The sequence below is a fragment of the Aminobacter sp. MET-1 genome, assembly GCF_026521175.1.
In the GTDB taxonomy this organism is placed as follows: Bacteria; Pseudomonadota; Alphaproteobacteria; order Rhizobiales; family Rhizobiaceae; genus Aminobacter.
This window is the reverse complement of sequence record NZ_JAMSHL010000019.1, coordinates 11,974-30,027: the sequence shown is the minus strand read 5'-3', so window position 1 is coordinate 30,027 and position 18,054 is coordinate 11,974. Positions and strand designations below refer to the sequence as shown.

At 59.8% G+C, this 18,054-nt stretch carries 18 protein-coding genes; 10 read left to right on the top strand and 8 right to left on the bottom strand.

The window, feature by feature from the left end; genetic code table 11:
- Nucleotides 1-29: 29 nt before the first annotated feature.
- The 3 genes from NDO48_RS22550 to NDO48_RS22540 are packed head-to-tail and all read right to left on the bottom strand — an operon-like array spanning nt 30 to nt 3,428.
- A complete protein-coding gene (locus NDO48_RS22550; protein WP_154385381.1) occupies nt 30-521 on the bottom strand; it encodes a Mov34/MPN/PAD-1 family protein in 492 nt (163 codons plus the stop codon).
- Entirely contained in the window at nt 502-2,220 is a 1,719-nt protein-coding gene (locus NDO48_RS22545) for a ThiF family adenylyltransferase (RefSeq protein WP_154385382.1), read from the bottom strand. Before NDO48_RS22545 ends, NDO48_RS22550 begins: the two co-directional genes overlap by 20 nt.
- Nucleotides 2,217-3,428 carry a nucleotidyltransferase gene (locus NDO48_RS22540; protein ID WP_154385383.1) on the bottom strand — a complete coding sequence of 404 codons (1,212 nt, stop codon included), beginning with the start codon at nt 3,426-3,428 and terminating at the stop codon, nt 2,217-2,219. The genes NDO48_RS22545 and NDO48_RS22540 overlap by 4 nt, the downstream gene beginning before the upstream one ends.
- Before the next feature lie 284 nt (nt 3,429-3,712).
- Here NDO48_RS22540 and NDO48_RS22535 point away from each other — a divergent pair, with 284 nt between their 5' ends.
- The 5 genes from NDO48_RS22535 to NDO48_RS22520 all read left to right on the top strand — a co-directional run bounded on the left by NDO48_RS22535 (nt 3,713) and on the right by NDO48_RS22520 (nt 7,490).
- Nucleotides 3,713-4,216, top strand: coding sequence for a methionyl-tRNA formyltransferase-like protein (locus NDO48_RS22535; protein ID WP_154385384.1), 504 nt, complete (start codon nt 3,713-3,715; stop codon nt 4,214-4,216).
- A 241-nt stretch (nt 4,217-4,457) separates the two neighbouring features.
- Nucleotides 4,458-4,871: an HNH endonuclease gene (locus NDO48_RS30575; protein WP_371818591.1), complete on the top strand. Its 414-nt coding sequence runs from the start codon at nt 4,458-4,460 to the stop codon at nt 4,869-4,871.
- Between the two features lie 190 nt (nt 4,872-5,061).
- Nucleotides 5,062-6,003, top strand: a complete 942-nt coding sequence (locus NDO48_RS22530; protein WP_267322385.1) for a kinase — start codon at nt 5,062-5,064, stop codon at nt 6,001-6,003.
- Nucleotides 5,993-7,027 carry a PLP-dependent cysteine synthase family protein gene (locus tag NDO48_RS22525; protein ID WP_267322384.1) on the top strand — a complete coding sequence of 345 codons (1,035 nt, stop codon included), beginning with the start codon at nt 5,993-5,995 and terminating at the stop codon, nt 7,025-7,027. Before NDO48_RS22530 ends, NDO48_RS22525 begins: the two co-directional genes overlap by 11 nt.
- Before the next feature lie 208 nt (nt 7,028-7,235).
- Nucleotides 7,236-7,490 (top strand): helix-turn-helix transcriptional regulator, encoded by a 255-nt coding sequence (locus tag NDO48_RS22520; RefSeq protein ID WP_323848125.1) that lies wholly within the window; start codon nt 7,236-7,238, stop codon nt 7,488-7,490.
- 128 nt (nt 7,491-7,618) lie between these two features.
- Here NDO48_RS22520 and NDO48_RS22515 read toward each other — a convergent pair whose 3' ends face one another.
- Nucleotides 7,619-8,890 carry a threonine synthase gene (locus NDO48_RS22515; RefSeq protein WP_263007951.1) on the bottom strand — a complete coding sequence of 424 codons (1,272 nt, stop codon included), beginning with the start codon at nt 8,888-8,890 and terminating at the stop codon, nt 7,619-7,621.
- Nucleotides 8,891-9,121: 231 nt separating this feature from the next.
- On the opposite strand from NDO48_RS22515, the gene NDO48_RS22510 reads away from it, so the two are divergent.
- The 4 genes from NDO48_RS22510 (at nt 9,122) to NDO48_RS22495 (ending at nt 11,438) form a co-directional block, all read left to right on the top strand.
- The gene (locus tag NDO48_RS22510) at nt 9,122-9,352 is read left to right on the top strand and encodes a helix-turn-helix domain-containing protein (protein WP_182575711.1); all 231 of its coding nucleotides are present in this window, start codon (nt 9,122-9,124) and stop codon (nt 9,350-9,352) included.
- A 159-nt stretch (nt 9,353-9,511) separates the two neighbouring features.
- The gene (locus NDO48_RS22505; protein WP_267322383.1) at nt 9,512-10,240 is read left to right on the top strand and encodes a helix-turn-helix transcriptional regulator; all 729 of its coding nucleotides are present in this window, start codon (nt 9,512-9,514) and stop codon (nt 10,238-10,240) included.
- Nucleotides 10,241-10,296: 56 nt separating this feature from the next.
- Nucleotides 10,297-10,926, top strand: coding sequence for an acyl-homoserine-lactone synthase (locus NDO48_RS22500; protein WP_182575709.1), 630 nt, complete (start codon nt 10,297-10,299; stop codon nt 10,924-10,926).
- Nucleotides 10,923-11,438: a GNAT family N-acetyltransferase gene (locus NDO48_RS22495; RefSeq protein WP_182575708.1), complete on the top strand. Its 516-nt coding sequence runs from the start codon at nt 10,923-10,925 to the stop codon at nt 11,436-11,438. The genes NDO48_RS22500 and NDO48_RS22495 overlap by 4 nt, the downstream gene beginning before the upstream one ends.
- Before the next feature lie 111 nt (nt 11,439-11,549).
- Here the strand turns inward: NDO48_RS22495 and NDO48_RS22490 are convergent, their stop codons facing one another.
- A complete protein-coding gene (locus tag NDO48_RS22490; protein ID WP_067965029.1) occupies nt 11,550-11,876 on the bottom strand; it encodes a DUF736 domain-containing protein in 327 nt (108 codons plus the stop codon).
- A gap of 709 nt (nt 11,877-12,585) precedes the next feature.
- Here NDO48_RS22490 and NDO48_RS22485 point away from each other — a divergent pair.
- Entirely contained in the window at nt 12,586-13,473 is an 888-nt protein-coding gene (locus NDO48_RS22485) for a hypothetical protein (protein ID WP_267322382.1), read from the top strand.
- Between the two features lie 23 nt (nt 13,474-13,496).
- Here the strand turns inward: NDO48_RS22485 and NDO48_RS22480 are convergent, their stop codons facing one another.
- From NDO48_RS22480 to NDO48_RS22470, 3 genes are all read right to left on the bottom strand, one after another.
- Nucleotides 13,497-14,423 carry a DUF2493 domain-containing protein gene (locus tag NDO48_RS22480; RefSeq protein WP_067965022.1) on the bottom strand — a complete coding sequence of 309 codons (927 nt, stop codon included), beginning with the start codon at nt 14,421-14,423 and terminating at the stop codon, nt 13,497-13,499.
- A gap of 321 nt (nt 14,424-14,744) precedes the next feature.
- Nucleotides 14,745-15,797, bottom strand: a complete 1,053-nt coding sequence (locus NDO48_RS22475; RefSeq protein WP_267322381.1) for a DUF7146 domain-containing protein — start codon at nt 15,795-15,797, stop codon at nt 14,745-14,747.
- Between the two features lie 61 nt (nt 15,798-15,858).
- Nucleotides 15,859-18,000, bottom strand: a complete 2,142-nt coding sequence (locus tag NDO48_RS22470) for a ParB/RepB/Spo0J family partition protein (RefSeq protein WP_267322380.1) — start codon at nt 17,998-18,000, stop codon at nt 15,859-15,861.
- Between the last annotated feature and the right edge of the window lie 54 nt (nt 18,001-18,054).

Below are 18,054 nucleotides of genomic sequence, written 5' to 3'. Positions count from 1 at the left end.
CTCCAATTGCCGCACCGAAGGCGACGCCTTCAGATGAATCTTCTTTTCGGTCGTGACATCGGGTCGTCGATCATCTCGACGCGTTGCGGGCCCTGGCCGCGCATGAACAGGTACGTTCCGACCTGCAGCATCACGAACATCCGCAGCCGAACGATCATCAAGACCGAGAAGTCGATGTTTCCGGCGTCCTCGACCATCGCTTGCATGGTCCTGATGTCGGTCGTGCTGGGGCTCACCGGAAAGCTTGGATGGGAATGCCATTCCCCCAAGTAGTTGAAACGACCGAAGTCGTTGCCATTCTTCTCGAAGAAGGCTTCCAGTGCCTGGGTGTGCAGTTCCGGGCGGCGCTCGAAGTACGCGCTCTCGCCGCCCCTCGGGTCTACCGTGACGTCCACGACCCGAAATCGCCCTTCGTCGTCTAGTTGCTCGGCAAGCAGCAAGCCCCCGGTTTCCCGACGCCCTGATAACGACAGTTCCCTGCAAATCTTCTTGCGGACAGAGCTAGGCAGGGCGATCTGCATTTTGGGCCTGTTCGGGGAAGAGGAGGGTTACGAGCTCTTTCAGCTTCACCTCGTCGGGCGACGAGCCCGCGTCCCAGCCTTCCGTACCGGTATAGGTGATGGGGTGCGTATCGAATGGGGCAGAGAATATCCAGCCTTCACCGAGGCCGACTGCATACGCCGGAGCGGGGAACTGGCTCCCTCCGTCGCGAAGCGTGTCGATCGCGAGACGCGCTAGGTGACCGGCAATCACGGAAACGTCGGCGTCGTCTGCGATCAACGGGGCCTGATCTGCCCGCAGGATGCCGTACTCCACCTGTCGAGAGGGCATCTCCCACTCGACGCCCTTGCCGTCGCACCACGTCAAGATTTGGCGGCGCGCCACGTCGGGAGCCGGGTCGCGACCGGGTCGGGACCGCGCAACGATTCCGCCGATCCCTCCTCCGAACACCTCGCCCCATACCATTGGGCGGCCCTTGAATCTCGCGGCGGCAGCAGCGAGGCCGAAAACAGTCGCGTCCGCCGTAGCGTCAATGATCAGGTCACAGTTGGAAAGCGTCTCCAGCGCGGTGGCGGTCCACTCAGAACTCTCCTGGCCACCAAGGTTCACTATCTGCACCGTGATCTTCGCGTCGGGGGCAATTTCGAGCAGCCGCGCCCGCAGTGCCTTGGCCTTGTGCGCCCCGACACCACGCCAATCCAACTCGTTCCTCACCAGGTTACCGGGAGAGAGAATGTCGTCGTCGAACAGTTCGAGCTTCCGGGCACCCGATCGCACAAGCATTGCCGCTGTCCTCGATCCGAGTGACCCGCATCCGATCAGCGCGATCCGTTTGTCGGCCAGCGCCGCGTTCGTGGTGGGCAGTCGCTGTTGGTCGGCATCGATAACAAACGTGGCGTAGCCGTAATCCTGAACGCCACCGTCCGCCTTGCGGTGGACCATCGCCAACCACGCGTTCGTGTCATCTACCAGCAGGTAGGTTGCAGGCGGCCACGCCGGATATTCGGTGGTGATGCCCGCAGACTTGAGGGCAATCTCCAGGGTCTTTTCGGTGGCCGGTCCCGGAAATTTTAGACCCCGTGGAACACGAATGGCGGTGCCCTTGTAGTTGGATGCAGTCGAGACCGGCTTGCTCCGATGCCATATCCGATCACTGTCCCCACCCAGGGCGGTCAGATGGGCAACCGCGGCTTCGCCATAATAGTGTTCTTCGACCTCGATCGGCTCCGCGTGGCCGTCAGCCATCGCCTGGATCAGTCGCAATGGTTCCTCGGGCATGACCAGCCTGAGATAGTTCCCGCGAAGACGCTGGCCTTCGGATACGGCATGAGCCGACTGAACACCGTGGCTCGCCAGCTCCGCGCTCTCCCCAACGAGTAGCCGATGCGCGCTTTCGATCATCATCGCGCCAGTCCAACTAAGCTCCCAGTTGTCGGGTCGATACTCCAGGCAAAGTTCGCCTGATAGACCATATTGATGTCCGGATAGACGTTCGCCGTCCGCGTTGAACACCAACGGCGGGATAGAAGGGAAGAAGTCCGGGTAGTGCATCACGAGACGCCACCTGGATTCGGCTTCGACAATCTCGAGATCCAGGAGCAACTTCAGGCCGTCGAGGCGCCACCGTACGTTCTGAAGCCAGTCGGCAGACTGCTCGAGCCGAGCGATCGCAAGCCGCTCCGACAGGCCCCGGCCCGGATCCGAAACCCACCAGATCATCTGCCGCCGAACCCTGCCGGTTTGCCCGGAACGCGCGCCTCCGCAGGGAAGGTTGGTGCAGCCGCCGCGGCGGATGCTACCGTAGCGGGACGCAGGAGCGATGAAGCCGGCTTTGGTGCCGCACGATCCCTGGCCCTCTCGGCAAGGCCACGACCGATGCGGGGAGCAACGGAGTCGGTGATCACCTGACGACTGGTCACCTGCGCTGCATAGAAGAAGTCTCGCCTGGCTGCCTCCAGCCATTCGAAGAACGCCGCCCGGCGTTCCGGATGATCGGCCCACTTGTCGGCGAAGTTCTCGAGCGGGTCAGACGGGTTAGGTATGTAGGACCGGACGCCATCGAAGCCGACGAAGCGGTGCATGTTGGTCAGGATCGAAACGAGGGCTTGGCCGATTGTTTCCTCGCCTTCGTATGCGTGGGCGGACAGGGTCGTGAGGATCACCGAGATCGGTTTGACATCCTTGCGTTCCGCGAACATCTGATCGCGATGCCGTTTCAGGATCATGATCGCCTGTTGCAGCGGGGTGACAACCCGGTATTCGGGAATGCTCTCAACGCTGGCTTGGGCCGCTTCAGCAAGCTTGCGGCGCTTGCGCGAGAAAGCCACAGCCATCCGCGAACGGAACCAGTTGGCATAGCCCTTCGGGTTGGAACGGGGCCATTCGGTGGTGGGCTGATAGAACAGAGGGTGCTTGTTGTCCGTGATGGCGATCGCCGTGCCGGCCCACTGCGCGTCTAGGCCGCGAGACTCCAGCAACAACCGCGTGGACGTGCCATTTGGGAGCGCCGGCACGATATCCATGTGGAATTGGGCACCGTCGGCATATTCCAGAGTCCAGCAACGACGGCCTTCGCCGAGCGGCTTCACCATCGCCTGTGCCGTGCGATACGCCTCGATCTCGACCCGAAGCAGTTCCTTAAGTGTATACTGGGTCAACTGTTCCTTCGTCAGGGCGGTCAACTCGCAAACCGAGTCGATGTCATACTGGCCGTTTTCGTCCTCGGGCTTGATGACCGTGCCCAGCCGGAACGAACCCTGCGAGTAGACCTGCGGGTCGTACTGTTTCACCTTCGAAGCGTCGCGATGCAGCCACTTGCCTAGAGACTCGTACCGAGCGACCGCCTGCTCATATCTGGTGGGTGAGATCGTGAGCTCGTCCGCCAGCGCCTCGAGGTAGCCCTCGGCTTCCTTGGTAATCGTAACCATCGTGCCCTCATCCTGCAGACCCCGTGATGAGCGCGACCACCGGTGCTCGCGCCGGAAGGCGCATGTCGTTCGACAACCCGGATCGGCTAAAGCCGGACCGGGCGCGCCGCGACAAACGAAGCAGAATGGATAGTGCCCCACGGCGAATTACCGCGTATCAATAACATGTAGGCTGGCGTCAAAAGCCGATCAAGGGGGCGTTGTTATACGACTTGCCATTTGTGGCTATGGAGTTGCTCGCCTCATAAGGAAAGGCGAACATCGATCACACTGTCGGGAGAAAAATGGAACAACTAGACCGCATCATTCGGGAAGCCACGGCAGCTATTGATGTCATCTATTTCCAGTTGCCTGTGGATGGAGGCGACCCAGTCTTTCGGGAGCGCGTCTACTGTTACGAACTATATCATCAGATGAGATCGGTCTGGCCACGAGACGCTCGGTTTTCCCTTAACGGCGAAGTCGATAAGCGAGCGCATCCTCAGTGGGGGCGCATTCAGGCACGCGTCGCCGCGCCCGACCTCCTAGTGCACACTCCCGGCCACATGGATGGCAACCATTGCGTGATTGAGGTCAAGCCAGGTAATGCGCGCCGCGAGGGCATTGAAAAAGACCTTCTGACTCTATCGCAGTTTAGGGATCGTGCGGGCTATGAGCGAGCAATCCTTCTATTCTACGGGGGCATTCCACAGGTGCTTGAGGCAGCGATCGGGGGCGCAGGGCAACTACCCGAGGTCGAGTATTGGCTTCACCCAGCGCATCACATCCCCGCCGAGCGCTTTCGATAGCACCTTAACAACCTAGCACTTGGAAAGTCCGCGCCGCCCCAACCTAAGAAGTTCATGCCCGCCTTGGGATGCAAAGGTGCCAATGTGCCCTGGCTCGCCCGTGTCGGCTTCTGGGCTCCGCCTACCGGCAGGGCAATGACCAAGATGGGGCGCTTTGTCGAACTCCCGATCTCCCCTGGCTGTTCTTGAGGCGATTGTAAAACCGGATTATCATCCTTTTGCACACATCAGGGTCGGGTCAATGCCCCGTCCGTTGCCCGTTCTTAGCGGCCGAGTGCAGGGGCGCCTATGCAGGTCGCGGCAACTTTCTGGATCATCATCGATCTTGGAAGTTGGCATGCCGAAACTCAGAAAACTGCGCGACGACGCTTACAACCGGCAAGACGGTCACTGCTGGTATTGTAGGCGCCTCATGTCACCAGCCGATGGGACTGGTTCCAGCAGATGCACGGCGGAGCACCTTCTCGCACGATGCGATGGCGGCAAAGATACGAGTGACAATGTCGTGGCGGCATGTTGGCTCTGCAACAGTCGGCGGCACCGACGAAAGGTGCCCCTTAGCCCCGAGTCCTATTTCATCCACGTCAGAGCGCTGATTGCCAAAGGACGATGGTCCGAACCTCGCTGGGATAACGGCTTTCAGTCGCTTGGCTAGCTGGGTGACTGGATTGAAGCCCAGAGCAGTTCGGGCCCCGCCTGAGCGGCCGAGCCGTTTGGGGCTACGTCTGTCACTTCGGCTAGCTCAAACGGCCGCAAGTGTGAGGTCAATACCAGTTTCCAGGAAGTGACGCGCCGAAACCATAGCCCCATCATTCCAACGCACCAAGTCGTTCGGAGGTGGGGCCATGCCCGTTGTAGCCAACGATCCAGAACCTACCATGCTGGCAAAGCCGGCAAAGGGTTGTGCATTCGGCCATCACGGCGAGCTCCTTCAGGGCGTATTTGAGGACGATCGTGGGCGCTTGCACCGTGGTCTCGTAACCCTTCCAATTGATAGTCTTCGGTCCACTGCGTGGATTGTGCTCGATGGGAGCGGCAAGCTCGGCGTCGAGCCGCCGAGCCGGGAAAAGGCGTTACGTGCTGCGCAACTGGCGTTGGCGCATCTTGGATATCCATCCCTGGGTGGGCGTCTCAAGATCGAGAGCGATATTCCGGTGGGGCATGGCTATGGTTCGTCCACCGCTGATGTCGTTGCTTCAACGCGAGCGGTGGCAGCCGCCCTGGGCGCGAGATTTCTGCCTTCGACGAGCAGTCGGTTGGCGGTCGCCGCGGAAGTCGCTTCAGATGCGATCGCGTTTGAAACTGAGGCGTTGCTATTCGCGCAACGGGAAGGGGTAGTGCTCGAGCACTTCGGCGGTTCGTTGCCGCCATTCGTCCTCGTAGGTTTCAAGGGAGACGCTACTGCTGGGGTCGATACGCTCGAACTGGTTCCGGCACGGTACAGCCCCGAGGAAATCCAGCTCTTCCGCGTTCTTCGAGGAATGGTTGGACGGTGTGTGCGCTACCAGGATGCACACTTGCTTGGTCAGGCGGCGACAATGAGCGCTCGTATCAGCCAGCGACACCTCCCCAAGCCATATTTCGACGTCGTCGTCGATATCGCAGCTCACCATCATGCTTGCGGGATCCAGGTGGCGCATAGCGGATCCCTTTTCGGGCTTATGCTCGATGCCCAATCAGCCAGTCGCGAGAGTATTCATACGATCATCTCAGCATTGGAGAACCGCGGATTCCAGGACATCGGCATCTTCCCAATCAACGTGGAGGAGGGCACTCATGTCCTTTGACGTGGACTATTTCAGGGCGCTGGAAACACCGCGTCTTGCTCGGCTCGGCCCAAACGTCGTTGCGGCGGCGTTCCCCTTGATGAAGCTGATGCCAGCTCGCTTCATCCTCGATCAGGCCGAGAAGTCGGGAGAGCTGAAGGCCGGCGCCCACATTGTCGAGACAACCTCGGGCACGTTCGGTATGGCCGTAGCCCTCCTAGCTGCAGCGCGTGGATTCCATCTCACTTTGGTGACCGCGGCCACCTTGATCGACCAAGCTTATCAGGAAAGGCTGGAACGATTGGGTGCAAAGGTCGTCGCACTTGCGGACGAGCGGGGCGACGGGAACCAGACTGGAAGATTGGCGCATCTCAGGGCGGTTATGGAGAATGAGCCGCACACTTTCTGGACACGCCAGTACGACAGTCCGGGTAACTGGCAATCCTATGCCCGCCTCGCCGAACTGTTCGTTCGTTCGATGGGCCAGGTTGATTGGCTTGTCGGTTGCATTGGCACCGGCGGCTCGCTGTGCGGGACCGGCACTTTCCTGCGCCAGGTTTATCCGCATCTGAAGATTGCCGCTGTCGACACCCATCGTAGCGTGCTTTTCGGGCAGCCCTTGGGCAAGCGAATGCTGCGCGGGCTAGGCAATAGCGTCCTTCCGGCAAATGTCCGGCATCATCTGGTCGACGAAGTACACTGGGTTGGTGCCTATGCCGCCTATCATTCCGTCCATTCGCTCTTTCGCAACCAAGGGATTTTCATGGGGCCGACGAGCGGAGCTGCGGCTCTCGTCGGCGATTGGATAGGCCGAACCAACCCGACTTCAGTCGTCGCGGTCATCATGCCCGACGAAGGGCATCGTCATGCCAACACGGTCTATGACGACAAATGGTTGGCAGCGCTCCCAGGTTGGCCGTGTGCACCCGTTCGCGAACCCGAAACCCTTGTTGCAATCGAGCCGCGTGACGAATGGGAGTGGACCAGGTTCGAGTGGTCGAGGAGGTTGCTGGCCGAAGTTCCGCAGCCAGTAGCGACAAGCTAAATCAGCCCCACTGATAGCGGGCAAGCCTCAGGCTGTGCTCCGCTCGGTAGGAACTGTTCCACTTACCCACTGCCATCCAACTTCCACGTGGTGGGCTGTCTTGTTGAATGGAACATTCGCCGAGGGGGCATTTGAAGCTGCCCGGAAGCCGTATGTCGTGGCTGCTGGAGAATATTGCCGGCGAACTATTTGTTGCCATCCCCGCTCAATGCACGTTCGGCAAGTTCCCGCGATGAACCTTCGTAATGCATTTGGTCTGAACCTGCAGCGACTGCGTCGCAAACGCGGGTTGTCTCAAGAGCAACTGGCTCATCTTGCCGGATGCGCTCGAGCCTATCTCAGCGGGGCAGAAGCTGGGCGCCGCAATGCAACTCTCGATATGGTGGAGGCGCTGGCAACGGTGCTGGAGGTAGAACCTGCGGACTTGCTGAAGCATCCGGCAGCGGGACGGGAAACGAGATAGTTGTTGGGTCGATGATAATTGAACCTCCCGCGGAATGGGTTAGACACGCTGGTCAAGAAGATTGCTGGACGACGCTTTGCCGCCGCTCGAGCACGGCTGAAAATCTGCAATCGGAAGTCTATCAAGTCTCAGGCAGCAGCCGGTTCTGTGGCATGTCTCCTGGTTGCCCACTGCCATGCGGCCTCGACACTCTCAAATGGAGCTGGGGTGGCGGCCGGATTTGCTGAAATGTCGAGGTCCTTCAGGCCGGTGGCCGTCACAACTGCCACCACCCGATCCCCCGGCGCTATGATCTGCCGATCGCGCAAATCCTGGATTGCGACCAGAGGCGCGACCGAAGCCAGTTCTACGAAGAGACCTTCTCTGGCAGCCAACGCCTTTTGCATGCGGATGAGCTTCTCGTTGGATACGCAGACAGCATGGCCCCCGGTGTCGCGCAGTGCCTTCACCGCCTGGTATGTGCTGCGCGTCGTGCCGATCGAGAGAGCAATTGTTTCGAAGGAAGGTTCCTGCTCCTCGATACGGTCAAAGCCATTCTCGAGGGCTTTTGAAAGCGAGCCATGCACTTCGGCAGCAACCAGCCTTGGTACTCGTGCGATCGTTCCCCTCCTATGCAGGTCGTGGAAGCCTGCCGCTACTCCTGCGAGGGCGTCCCCATAGCAGACTGGAAGCACACACCAGTCAGGCAGATGACCGTCCGCCTGCTCCGCAATCTCATAGGCGATCGTTTTGTAACCTTCGATGCCAAGCGGGTGACTGCCGACGACGGGGTGCTGATAGGGGGAGGTAACAAACCAACCGAGACGATCGGCAGCCTTCTCAAGAAGTTTCCACCTGTCGCTCTTGTCGGCCATCGGGATAACGGAAGCCCCATAGGCATGAATCTGCGACAACATCGGACCAGCGGCTCCGGCAAATGTCGCGACAACACAGCCGAGCCCAGACTTGGCCGCGTAGGCTGCCAGCGATGCGCCTGCATTGCCTGATGACGCTGTCGCCAGCACCCGAGCCCCTTGACCGCGCGCCATCGACACCGCGACTGTGGAAAATCGATCCTTGTGAGATCCGGTCGGATTGCGCCCCTCATCCTTGATAAAGAGCTGAGGGACGCCCAAAACTTCCCCAAGGCGCTCTGCTGGCAGCAGTGGGGTCAAACCTTCTCCCAAGGACACCACCGGACCACTCGGGCGCGGCAGAAATGATCCGTAACGCCAAAGGGAACTGCGGAGAACGCCCCCATCGGCCTGGTCGTCAACCGCATCTGCACCGCGCGTATAGATCGGCTGGAGGTTTGCCGGGGCTTGTTCAACGCACCTGGGACAGCCTCTGGAATCTATCCTGATGTCGCTTGCATGTTCGGAGCCACATCGGATGCAGCTGTATCCGGAAATAGTCGCCATGTGGTCGAAAGCTCCGTCTACGCAATATTGGTCTGTCGAACGGCATGATTGTAGAGAAGGCCTTCCGAATGCTGCTTGTGGCATCAGGCTGCTAGCGACTATCCGGACGCCTTCGGGTCCTTGTCTCGGGTCTGGTTTCCGCAGCCGATCAAACAGCATATACCGCGCGTGTCAATGAAAATGTGCACTATAGTGCGTTGCATTATAGTGCACATTCGGCAAGATCACGCGATGAACCTTCGCAAGATATTCGGTCTGAATCTGCAACGGCTACGCCGGGAACGGCGGTTGTCGCAAGAGCAACTGGCTCACCTCGCCGGATGCGCCCGTGCCTACCTCAGCGGTGCTGAAGCGGGGCGCCGCAATGCGACGCTCGACATGTTGGAGGCGCTGGCCACGGTGCTGGAGGTGGAGCCTGCGGAGCTTCTGAAGGATCCGGAAACCAGGTCGGAACCGAGATAGCGCGGTCCTCAGGCGGCGAAATGCTTTCAAAGCGCTGACAAATGAAAACTACAGTTAGCAATCTGCATGCGAAACGCCGAATCCGCCTGACTAGGCTGACCGGCCCTGCCATCATCGATGCGGGCTGGTCGCATAGTCGGCGGTTTTGGAGCGCGGGTGATGAACCCCAGTATGTTCGCAATGCTTACAGGCGCGCTCGCGAGAATTGATGCCGCAGTTGCGCCAGCGGACGTTTTGAAAGAACTGCTCAGCATCTTGCGGCCTTTCGGCTTTCGTCATCTGCTCATAACGGGCCTGCCTCCGCCGCAGCGTGGGCCGTGGCAGCGCGAAATCCTCTATGACGGCTGGCCAATAGAATGGCTCAAGCATTACCTTGCCAGCGAGCATTTCACCCAGGATCCGTGCGCCTCACGCAGCCGCTTGGTCGGCCAGCCCTTTGTCTGGCATGACCTGTTGCCCAAAGAGATGACCGCTGGACAACTGCGGGTCATGGGCGAGGCCGCAGAATTCGGACTGAGGAATGGCTTGTGTGTTCCTGTCCATGAGCCTCGAAGAGCTCCTTCGGTCGTGACCGCTGCGGGCGAACATATCGAGGTTTTGCCCGAAGACATTCCAATCCTTGAAACGGTGTGCGTGCATGCCTACCGAGCGCTTCGCCGGCTGCGTGACCAAGTTGAGCAATCACGTCAGATCACCCTGACCGATCGAGAGCGAGAAGTTCTGACATGGATCGCAGCCGGCAAGGCAGCTGAGGACGTAGCTTGCATTCTTGGGATTTCGCGGTTCACGGTCGAGCGACATCTGAGCAACGTCAGAGATAAGTGCGACGCGGTGAATACGATCCAGGCGGCAATGGAAGCCGTGCGGCGAGGGGAAATCTATCCCTGACAATACCAGAAAACCGGAATAGTCGGGCCTTGCCAGCCTAGGCTACGCGTCGTCATGTGCGTACCCCGTTCAAACTGCATATCGTCGATTGGTCAAACCGTCAGACGTATCAAGATCATCTCGAACGCTATTTTCGCATTCGATATGAAATCTACGTCATTGGCCGAAACTGGCAGGAAATCGACAGGCCGGTTCCATTGGAGATCGACGCGTTCGATACCAGGGACGCGATCTATCTGCTTGGAATTGCCGGCAGTGGAAACATAGTCGCTGGGTCTCGTCTGGTGCCGACGACGAAACCGCATTTGCTTTCGGATGTTTTCCCAATGCTTGCCAGAGGTGCGCCGCCGAGAGACGCCGATCTCTATGAGTGGACTAGATTTTTTGTCGTTCCATCCTTGCGAATGACGGGTGGATCGTCACAAGCAGCTGGCCTCGTATTGTGCGGGCTTCTCGAAGCATGCCTGAGGTTAGGGATAGGCAAGCTGAGTGTCGTGTGTGAGGACTTTTGGCCGGCACGACTGGAGCAGCTTGGCTGGTCGGTTACCCGCCTTGGCGAGGTCCTTGATCATCCTCACGGCAGGATCGTTGCTCTTCTGATCGATGTCGACGGAGGCGCACTGCAGTCCACTCGCGTTGCCTACGGGCTTGGGAACACGAGCGCGCTGGCCGGTGCAGGCGCATGAAGATCGCTCTCAAACTGCTCCAGATCGATGAGGTTGCTTCGGTGACGGGCATCGAACTGGATGAGCACGACGAAGATCTCGCTGGCGGCAGCATGGCAACGATCTACAAGAGGCTGAGGCGGCGGCCCGAACCAAGTTTGTGCCATCCATTCCTCGTGACGGTGGACTGCGCGACAGTGGGGTTCCTGATGCTGCGAGAGGGATCAGCGCTGCCGTACTGGGCAAACCCTGGTTCAATCAGCCTGCACAACTTCCGCATCAGCCGAAAGGCACAGGGGAGGGGCTTTGGCACCGCGGCTCTGGCGCTAGCGGCGGTTTGGATCGCTGTGCATCGTCCAGGGAGCTCCGCCTTGACGTTGAGCGTAAACGAGGAAAATTCCAGCGCGCTCCGGCTTTACCGCCGCTGCGGTTTTCAAAGTTCCGGTTGCTCTTTCGCCGGGCGGTTGGGGGCGGAAATCGTCCTATCCTGTGGCGTGTCCGAACTTCTGAAAAAGTATGTTGCTGATCCGTAGCGGGGAATTTGCCGGCACTCGCTTCTTCGAGGCCAGGCGAATGTTTGGCCATTGGCTGTTTTAAGCGGAAAGTACCCGCCCGGATTATCCGGGCGGGCTTGAGAGGGGGCGCTATTCGCCTTTACGGCGACCTGGGCGAGACCAGATGAGGCTGTATCCGTCACCGTCCTCATCGTCGAAGAGGTTGGCGAAGATGGGAGCATTGAAGCTCGGGTCATCGAGCTTGAGGCTCAGGTAGTCGCGACCCTCATTGGAGCGCTTGGTCCAGGCGGCGCCGATGTCGGCGCGGCCGACGAAGACCCGGTGGCTGGGAGCGTTGTCGCCGGTGGCGCGGGTTTCGGGGACGATACGGACGCTACGGGCCTGAACGCTGAGGGTGACGATTTCGCCGGTGAACTCGTTGTTGGCGGACTTCTTGAAGGTGCCGATGGTAGCCATGGTAGTTCTCCTTGATCCAGTCTGTTTCGAGCCCGCACCATTGCGGTCTCGATGGTGATCGACAGTCTGGAGGTGATCGACGGCGCACCCATGGGCTGAAGCGTAAGCGGAGGATGGCGCTGGCGCGACTTTGTTGCCCGCGAGGAATGGCGCGCAGCGGTAGGGGAAGAAAGTGGCGATAAGCCATTGCGCCGAAGGCGATCAGGCGAAGCCGACCCCAGGCAAAAAGCACTCATCGATGAGACCGCTTTGGTGTGCGTCAGTGTGACGGATCAAGAGGGTACCTCTGGAAGCCTCGTGCCATCCTGATCTCTCGCCGCCAACACTGCGCGCCGTGCGCATCGCCCGAAATTCTGCAAGTCTGGCCGTATCAAACCTCGTCAAACGCTTTCGCGCCACGTGCCAACATTACTAGAGTCTGCGGGAATTGTGCCTGCCGCTGCTTCATCGCTCGAAAATGGCCGATAACGCCTGGTGGGATGCGACCCAGCCTGGAGCCGTTGCTGATGGCAGGAATTCTGTGTTGCTCCTTGCGTAAACCGGTGACGATGAAGGATGTGACTTCTCATCGAGAGCGTTTTGGACTTCGTGCCGATGAACCGGTGATGCTGCTCAGCAACGTGCAGTCTGGCTCCTGGTGGGTGCTTCACATCTCAAATATTTGGAGACAATATACTTGCCGTGAATTTCACAATTTGGGGGATACACAATGGCTGCTTACGACGAAGAGCGTGCGAAGATAATCGCATCAGGGATCGAGGTAGTTCCAGATCCAGATCGCGCATTCATGTTGACCATCCGACGCAAGAAGGATGTTAGAAAAGAGCATCAAGACGCCTCTGATCAAGCCATTTTCGAACGGGCGTTCAGCGAAAAACCTAATCGCGCGTATTCGACCAAGAAGAAGATCTTGGCTGAGGGAGATTCATGGGTGAACATATTCACAGATATCCCAGGGCAGCCTGACACTTTCGTCGATGTGATCGCCAAAAAGTACTATGTGAACAATATTGGCTGGCCTGGAGACACGTTCCGCGAGACGTTTGGGGCTAAGCAGTACAAGCAGCCGTTGAGCGCGGGAACGTTCGATTTCTTTGTCTTTTCGGGTGGCGGTGTCGACTTCTTCGGCGGTGACGCCATGAAGAATTTTGTGCGCCCGTTTAACGAAGGAGACGGCTCAAAGGACGCCAAGACGTATGTGAAGGATGAGTTCGATTACTTTCTCCGAGGAGTAGCCCGCGATTATCGCACCGTTCTTCGCGAGACGATAACGTGGAGTGCGCCGAAGCGTACCAAGCTTGTCATGCATGGATACGATTACTCCATCCCAAAACCTGGGGGGCAGTATCTGGGGCGAAGGTTTGAACAGTTGGGGTTTGACACCGGCACTCGTTTGCCCCGCGAAATAGTCAAAGTCCTCGTTGACCGCTTCTACGATGCGCTACTAAGCGTCGCCAAAGGCAGTGGAGGGCGCGCGCTGGTCGTGGATTTCCGCAACACCATCGGCCGACTTTGGCATGATGAGATTCATCCAAATGATGGCGGCGCCAAGAAGCTGGCCACGCAAGCGGCTAAAAAGATGGGACTTGTCTTGTAGCCGGGAAGCCAAGACCCGGCGGCTCATGTGCCGCCGGATCTCATGACCGGGATGCCGAGCTTGCGCGCCTTGTCAGCGAGATTGTCCTGAATTCCCGTGCCGGGGAACCAGATCACGCCGATCGGCATCGGCTCGAGCATTGCGTCGTTGCGTCTAAACGGCGCGGCCTTGGCATGTTTGGTCCAGTCGGGCTTGAAGGCGATCTGCGGAACCTTGCGATGGCTTGCCCATTTGGCGGCAATGAGCTCGGCGCCTTTAGGGCTGCCGCCGTGCAATAGCACCATGTCAGGGTGTTTGGCATGGACCTGGTCAAGCTTGGCCCAGATCAAGCGGTGGTCGTTGAAGTCGACCCCGCCAGTGAAGGCAATTTTGGGTCCGGCCGGCAGGAGTGTCTCGTTCTCGGCGCGTCGCTTGGCGGCAAGGAAGTCACGGCTGTCGATCAGTGCTGCGGTAAGGTTGCGATGGTTGACCATCGAGCCGGTGCGTGGCCGCCAGATCGAGTGGGTGGAGCGTTCGAACTGTTCTGCTGCCTGGTCGCGCATCAGTTCGAAAGCATTGCGCCGCTCGAGAATGGTTTGACCCTGTGCCGTGAGGCGTTCGAGTTCGACCGATTTCACCTCGGACCCGTCCTGTTCGCCCTGGAGGCGGCGCTGGGCGACTTCGTTGTCGTCGAGCTCGCGTTCAATTCGACCGACTGCGCGGTGAAAGAGATTGACCGTGCCCCAAAGCAGTTCTTCGAGGTCGGGTTCGAGGCGCGTTTCAGAGAGTGCCACCACAAGGGCGTCGAAGATGTCGGCAACGCTCCCAGAGACGACGTGGGCTTCGGGAAGGGGGCGTGGATCAGGTTCATCCTCGAAAGGGCGGTAGCCGTAGAGCTGAAGTTCCTGGAGGACGTGTTCGGTCGGGGACGTGTGGTGCGGTTCGTTGGCTGTGTCGTGCTCTTCGGTCATGGAGGTCTTCCTTCGCTCGTGGCCACACCCAGCGCGGCCTTCTTGGCGACGAAGGCGTCGGCCGGGATGGACCTGCACCTGGAGCGCAGCGGAAGGCCGGAACGCAGTGGAGGATGGCGACGACCGGCGATTTTGTTTCGCGATGGAAAGCGCCTCATCGAGGCGCGCCGGAAAATCGTCGGACGACGCCATTGCCTGTCCGGCATGGCTGACGCCCGATCGCCCTCTCAAAGGCCGTGGATGTGGCCGCGCAGCGTTGAAGGCTGGCCTACGTCACGCGACAGCGCACGATGCTGCGGCACCGCCCTCGATCCCCTACCGTCAGTCGGCCGAGGACATGAAGCGTGGGACGTCCTGTGGAGCGACCTGCAACTTCAACCTCGCGGTCAATGCGTCGAGACCGAGCAGCCTGAGGTCTTCGTTGAAATCGCTAAGCCGTGGCGTGAGCATGATCGCCTCGATCCCTACCGCACGGATGCGCGCGAGCAGTGTTGCGATCGCCTTGTAGCCTGCCGGATCGTTGTCGCGTGCGATGTAGAGCCGGCGCAGCGTGTCCGGAAAGATGATCGCGGATAGGTGTGCGGCTGAAAGCGCCGCCATCGATGCTACATGAGGCATGGCGGATCTGACGGACAATGTCGTTTCGATCCCTTCGCCGGCCACCATGACATCGCTGCCTGCGCCGAAGCGGACTGCGTGCCCGAGCAGGTTGCCCATGGCGCGCCGTGGCGTGGAGAGAGGTGCACGGCCGAGATTGGCTTCGCTGAAACCTCCGGGATCGAGCCATGTGCGGTGCGCGCCTGTCAGCTTGCCGGAAAGGTCGGTGACGGCAGCGATCATCGCCGGCCAGGTTTCGGTGGGAGCGTATTCGTCTGCGCGGTAATAGCAGCGTGGGTGGTAGCGTAGGGCACTGGTTTCGCTGAGGGCAGTAATGCCGCGATTACGCAAGTATTGCTCAACGAGGGTTCGCCCGACAGGCCGCGTCATGGCAAGGAGGCGGCGTGCGGACTCTGTCGATCCCCGCGGTGCTGGTACATGATCGCCGATCCATTTGCTCGGGTCAGGAGATGGCATGGACAGGAATGATCTTGCCTCCTCGGCAACGTCCCTGAAGTCGATGAGGTGAAGACTTTCGCGGATGACGTCGAGCAGGTCACCGTGCTCGCCGGTCGCGGCATCCGTCCACTTTCCCGCAGCTCCGTTTCCTGATCCCGGTCCCTTCAGACGGACGAACATGGAGCGGCCAGGCGCATTTCGGACGTCGCCTACAAGCCAATAGCGACCTTGACGATGTCCATTTGACAGATAGTGCCGGCACACTGCCTCAACGCGAATTGCAAGGCGAGTAGCGAGATCGCGTGGCGTCTCAACCATGATAGACCTCAAAAGATTTGGCCCGCCGTCGCCGGCGGGCCAGAAATTGGGCTGGGTTGCTTCATTCGGCCGCGATGGGAGGATCCTCCTCGGTCCCAGTGTGATGGCTACCGCCATCTTCGCCCATAGCCGTTAGGTCACCGTCTGCCGCAATTTCTTCGACGTCGGTCGCGCCGAGGAGTTGCAGCGGTTCGGGGAGCCATCCCCCATCCGCAAGAAGGCGCTCTGCTTCCTTCGCCATGTCGCCCTTCTTCAGATGCTGGATGAGCCACGCGGCACGCTCGCCCGCACCTTCGCGAACAGCTGCAAGGATGCGGGTCTTTGTGACCCGGCCAAGATAGTTGTCGACGGTCGGCCTCCAGTTGGCGTCGGTCACCATGTTGAAACCGGTCGCACGCGCCAGGCGGTCCGCGCCAGCGAGACGGCAACCAAGGCTATGCGGGGTCGGGCCGGAACCGCCATAAGGGCTTGGGCGCTCATGGATCGCGTTGACACCATAGCTGACGCAATGGGCTAGCAGGGCCATCCGGGTAGAGTCATCGCGTGCGGCGATCCAGTCCCAGAGTGCGCCTTCGTCTGAGGGCAGGTCGGACTTCCATGCGTCGTGACGCTCGCTGATCGCTTTGGCGGACGATGTGTCCTTGAGATCTGTGCCCTGTGCCGCGAAACAGGCTTGGCGTACCGAGACTTCCAGGCATCCCGTTGGAGCCGCAAAATGATAGCGCTCCATAACCATGCGATGCAGCAAGGCTGTCATTGCGACATGGGGATTTTCGGCAAGCGCGTTCTGCAGCGCGAGCGTGCGGTGGGCGGTGAGTTCGCCGACCAGGCGTTCGGGAAGGGGCCTAATGCCGCCGTCGTCCTCATCCTCCTGGTCGGCCGGTTGGCCGCCGATGGAGATGACGGTGCGCTGAACGCCGTCCCGATCGACGGCTTGCCAGGTATCGTCCTCGATGCCGCCAGCCTCACAGCCTGTGCTATCGGCTACGATCGGTGCCTCGTCCTCGGACCTGACGTATCCACGGTCGACCACAAGCTCGCCTTCGCGACTGATGCTGATAAAGACACCAGCGCGCGAGATCTCGGCGGGATCGAACTTCACGGGCCTGTCTTCGAAGGCCAAGAGTGCTGTTTCGATCTCAGCAAGCCGCTGGTCGACGGCCTCGGGCAGCTCGTCAGCATCGCTGTACTCGGCTTCGAGCTCGTCATGTTCGTTGCGCAGTGCTTTCCAGTTCGCGCTCTGTTTTTCGTTGAGTGCCTCAGTCAAACCGGCCAGTTTGCGGAGGGCGTTGGCATGGCCATAAGGCAGCTCGACGGACGCCGAGATCCACTTCCAGCCCTCGCTTGCGAACTCATCTGCCAAGCCTTGCAGCTTCTCATCGACGAGGCGGTCAAGGAGGGGGACATCCTCCAGCCAACCGCTGGTGTCGTCACAGAAGAGATCACGCAGGACAATGCCGCCGGCGGCTTTGTAGGCGTCGATGCCGATGAAGCGAGCACGCTTATCGGTAGTTGGGACCGTCGTCTCGGTCAGCATGCGACGGATCTGCCATGGCTCTCTCTGCCAAGAACCGCAGATGCGCTCCCAGACCTGCTCCTGTCGCCCATGATCGGGATTGACGGTGAATGCCTCGAGCATTGCGAGCGTCATTTCCTGGCGCACATACGCGTCAAGTAGGGTCGGCGCCACCGTTGCGAGACGCAGACGCTGGGTGATGTAGCGCGGCGTGGTGCGATAGGCGTCGGCGATTTCTTCTTTCGACATTCCATTTTCCAGCATGCGCTTGAATCCCTTGAATTGGTCGAGGGGATGCAGGGCGAGACGCACAGTGTTTTCCGCAAGCGAGTCATCGACGGCGGATGTCTTCGCGTTGGCCTTCTTGACGAGGCACGGGACGGGACCGTCGGCTGGAAAGCGGCCGGCTTCCACCAGTCGCGCAATGGCCCTGTAGCGGCGCCCACCCGCCGGCGTCTCGAAATCGCCGGTCTCGTTGCCGTCGGCGTCCACAATGGCGCGGACATTGAGACCCTGCACGATGTCCTCGCGTCGGTCGATGTCATGGGTGAGTTCGTCGAGACCTTCTTCGACGTTGACCTCACGCACATTGCTCTCCGACAGGAATATCCGGTTGAACGGAATGTCGCGCGACTGCGAAAAGACGATCAACGCGACGGCGGGCTTCTTCTTGGCAGCTTTGGTCATGGTCGTTCTCCATGACGGACCCCGAGAGCTCTCTCTCGGATCTGAAATCCGTCA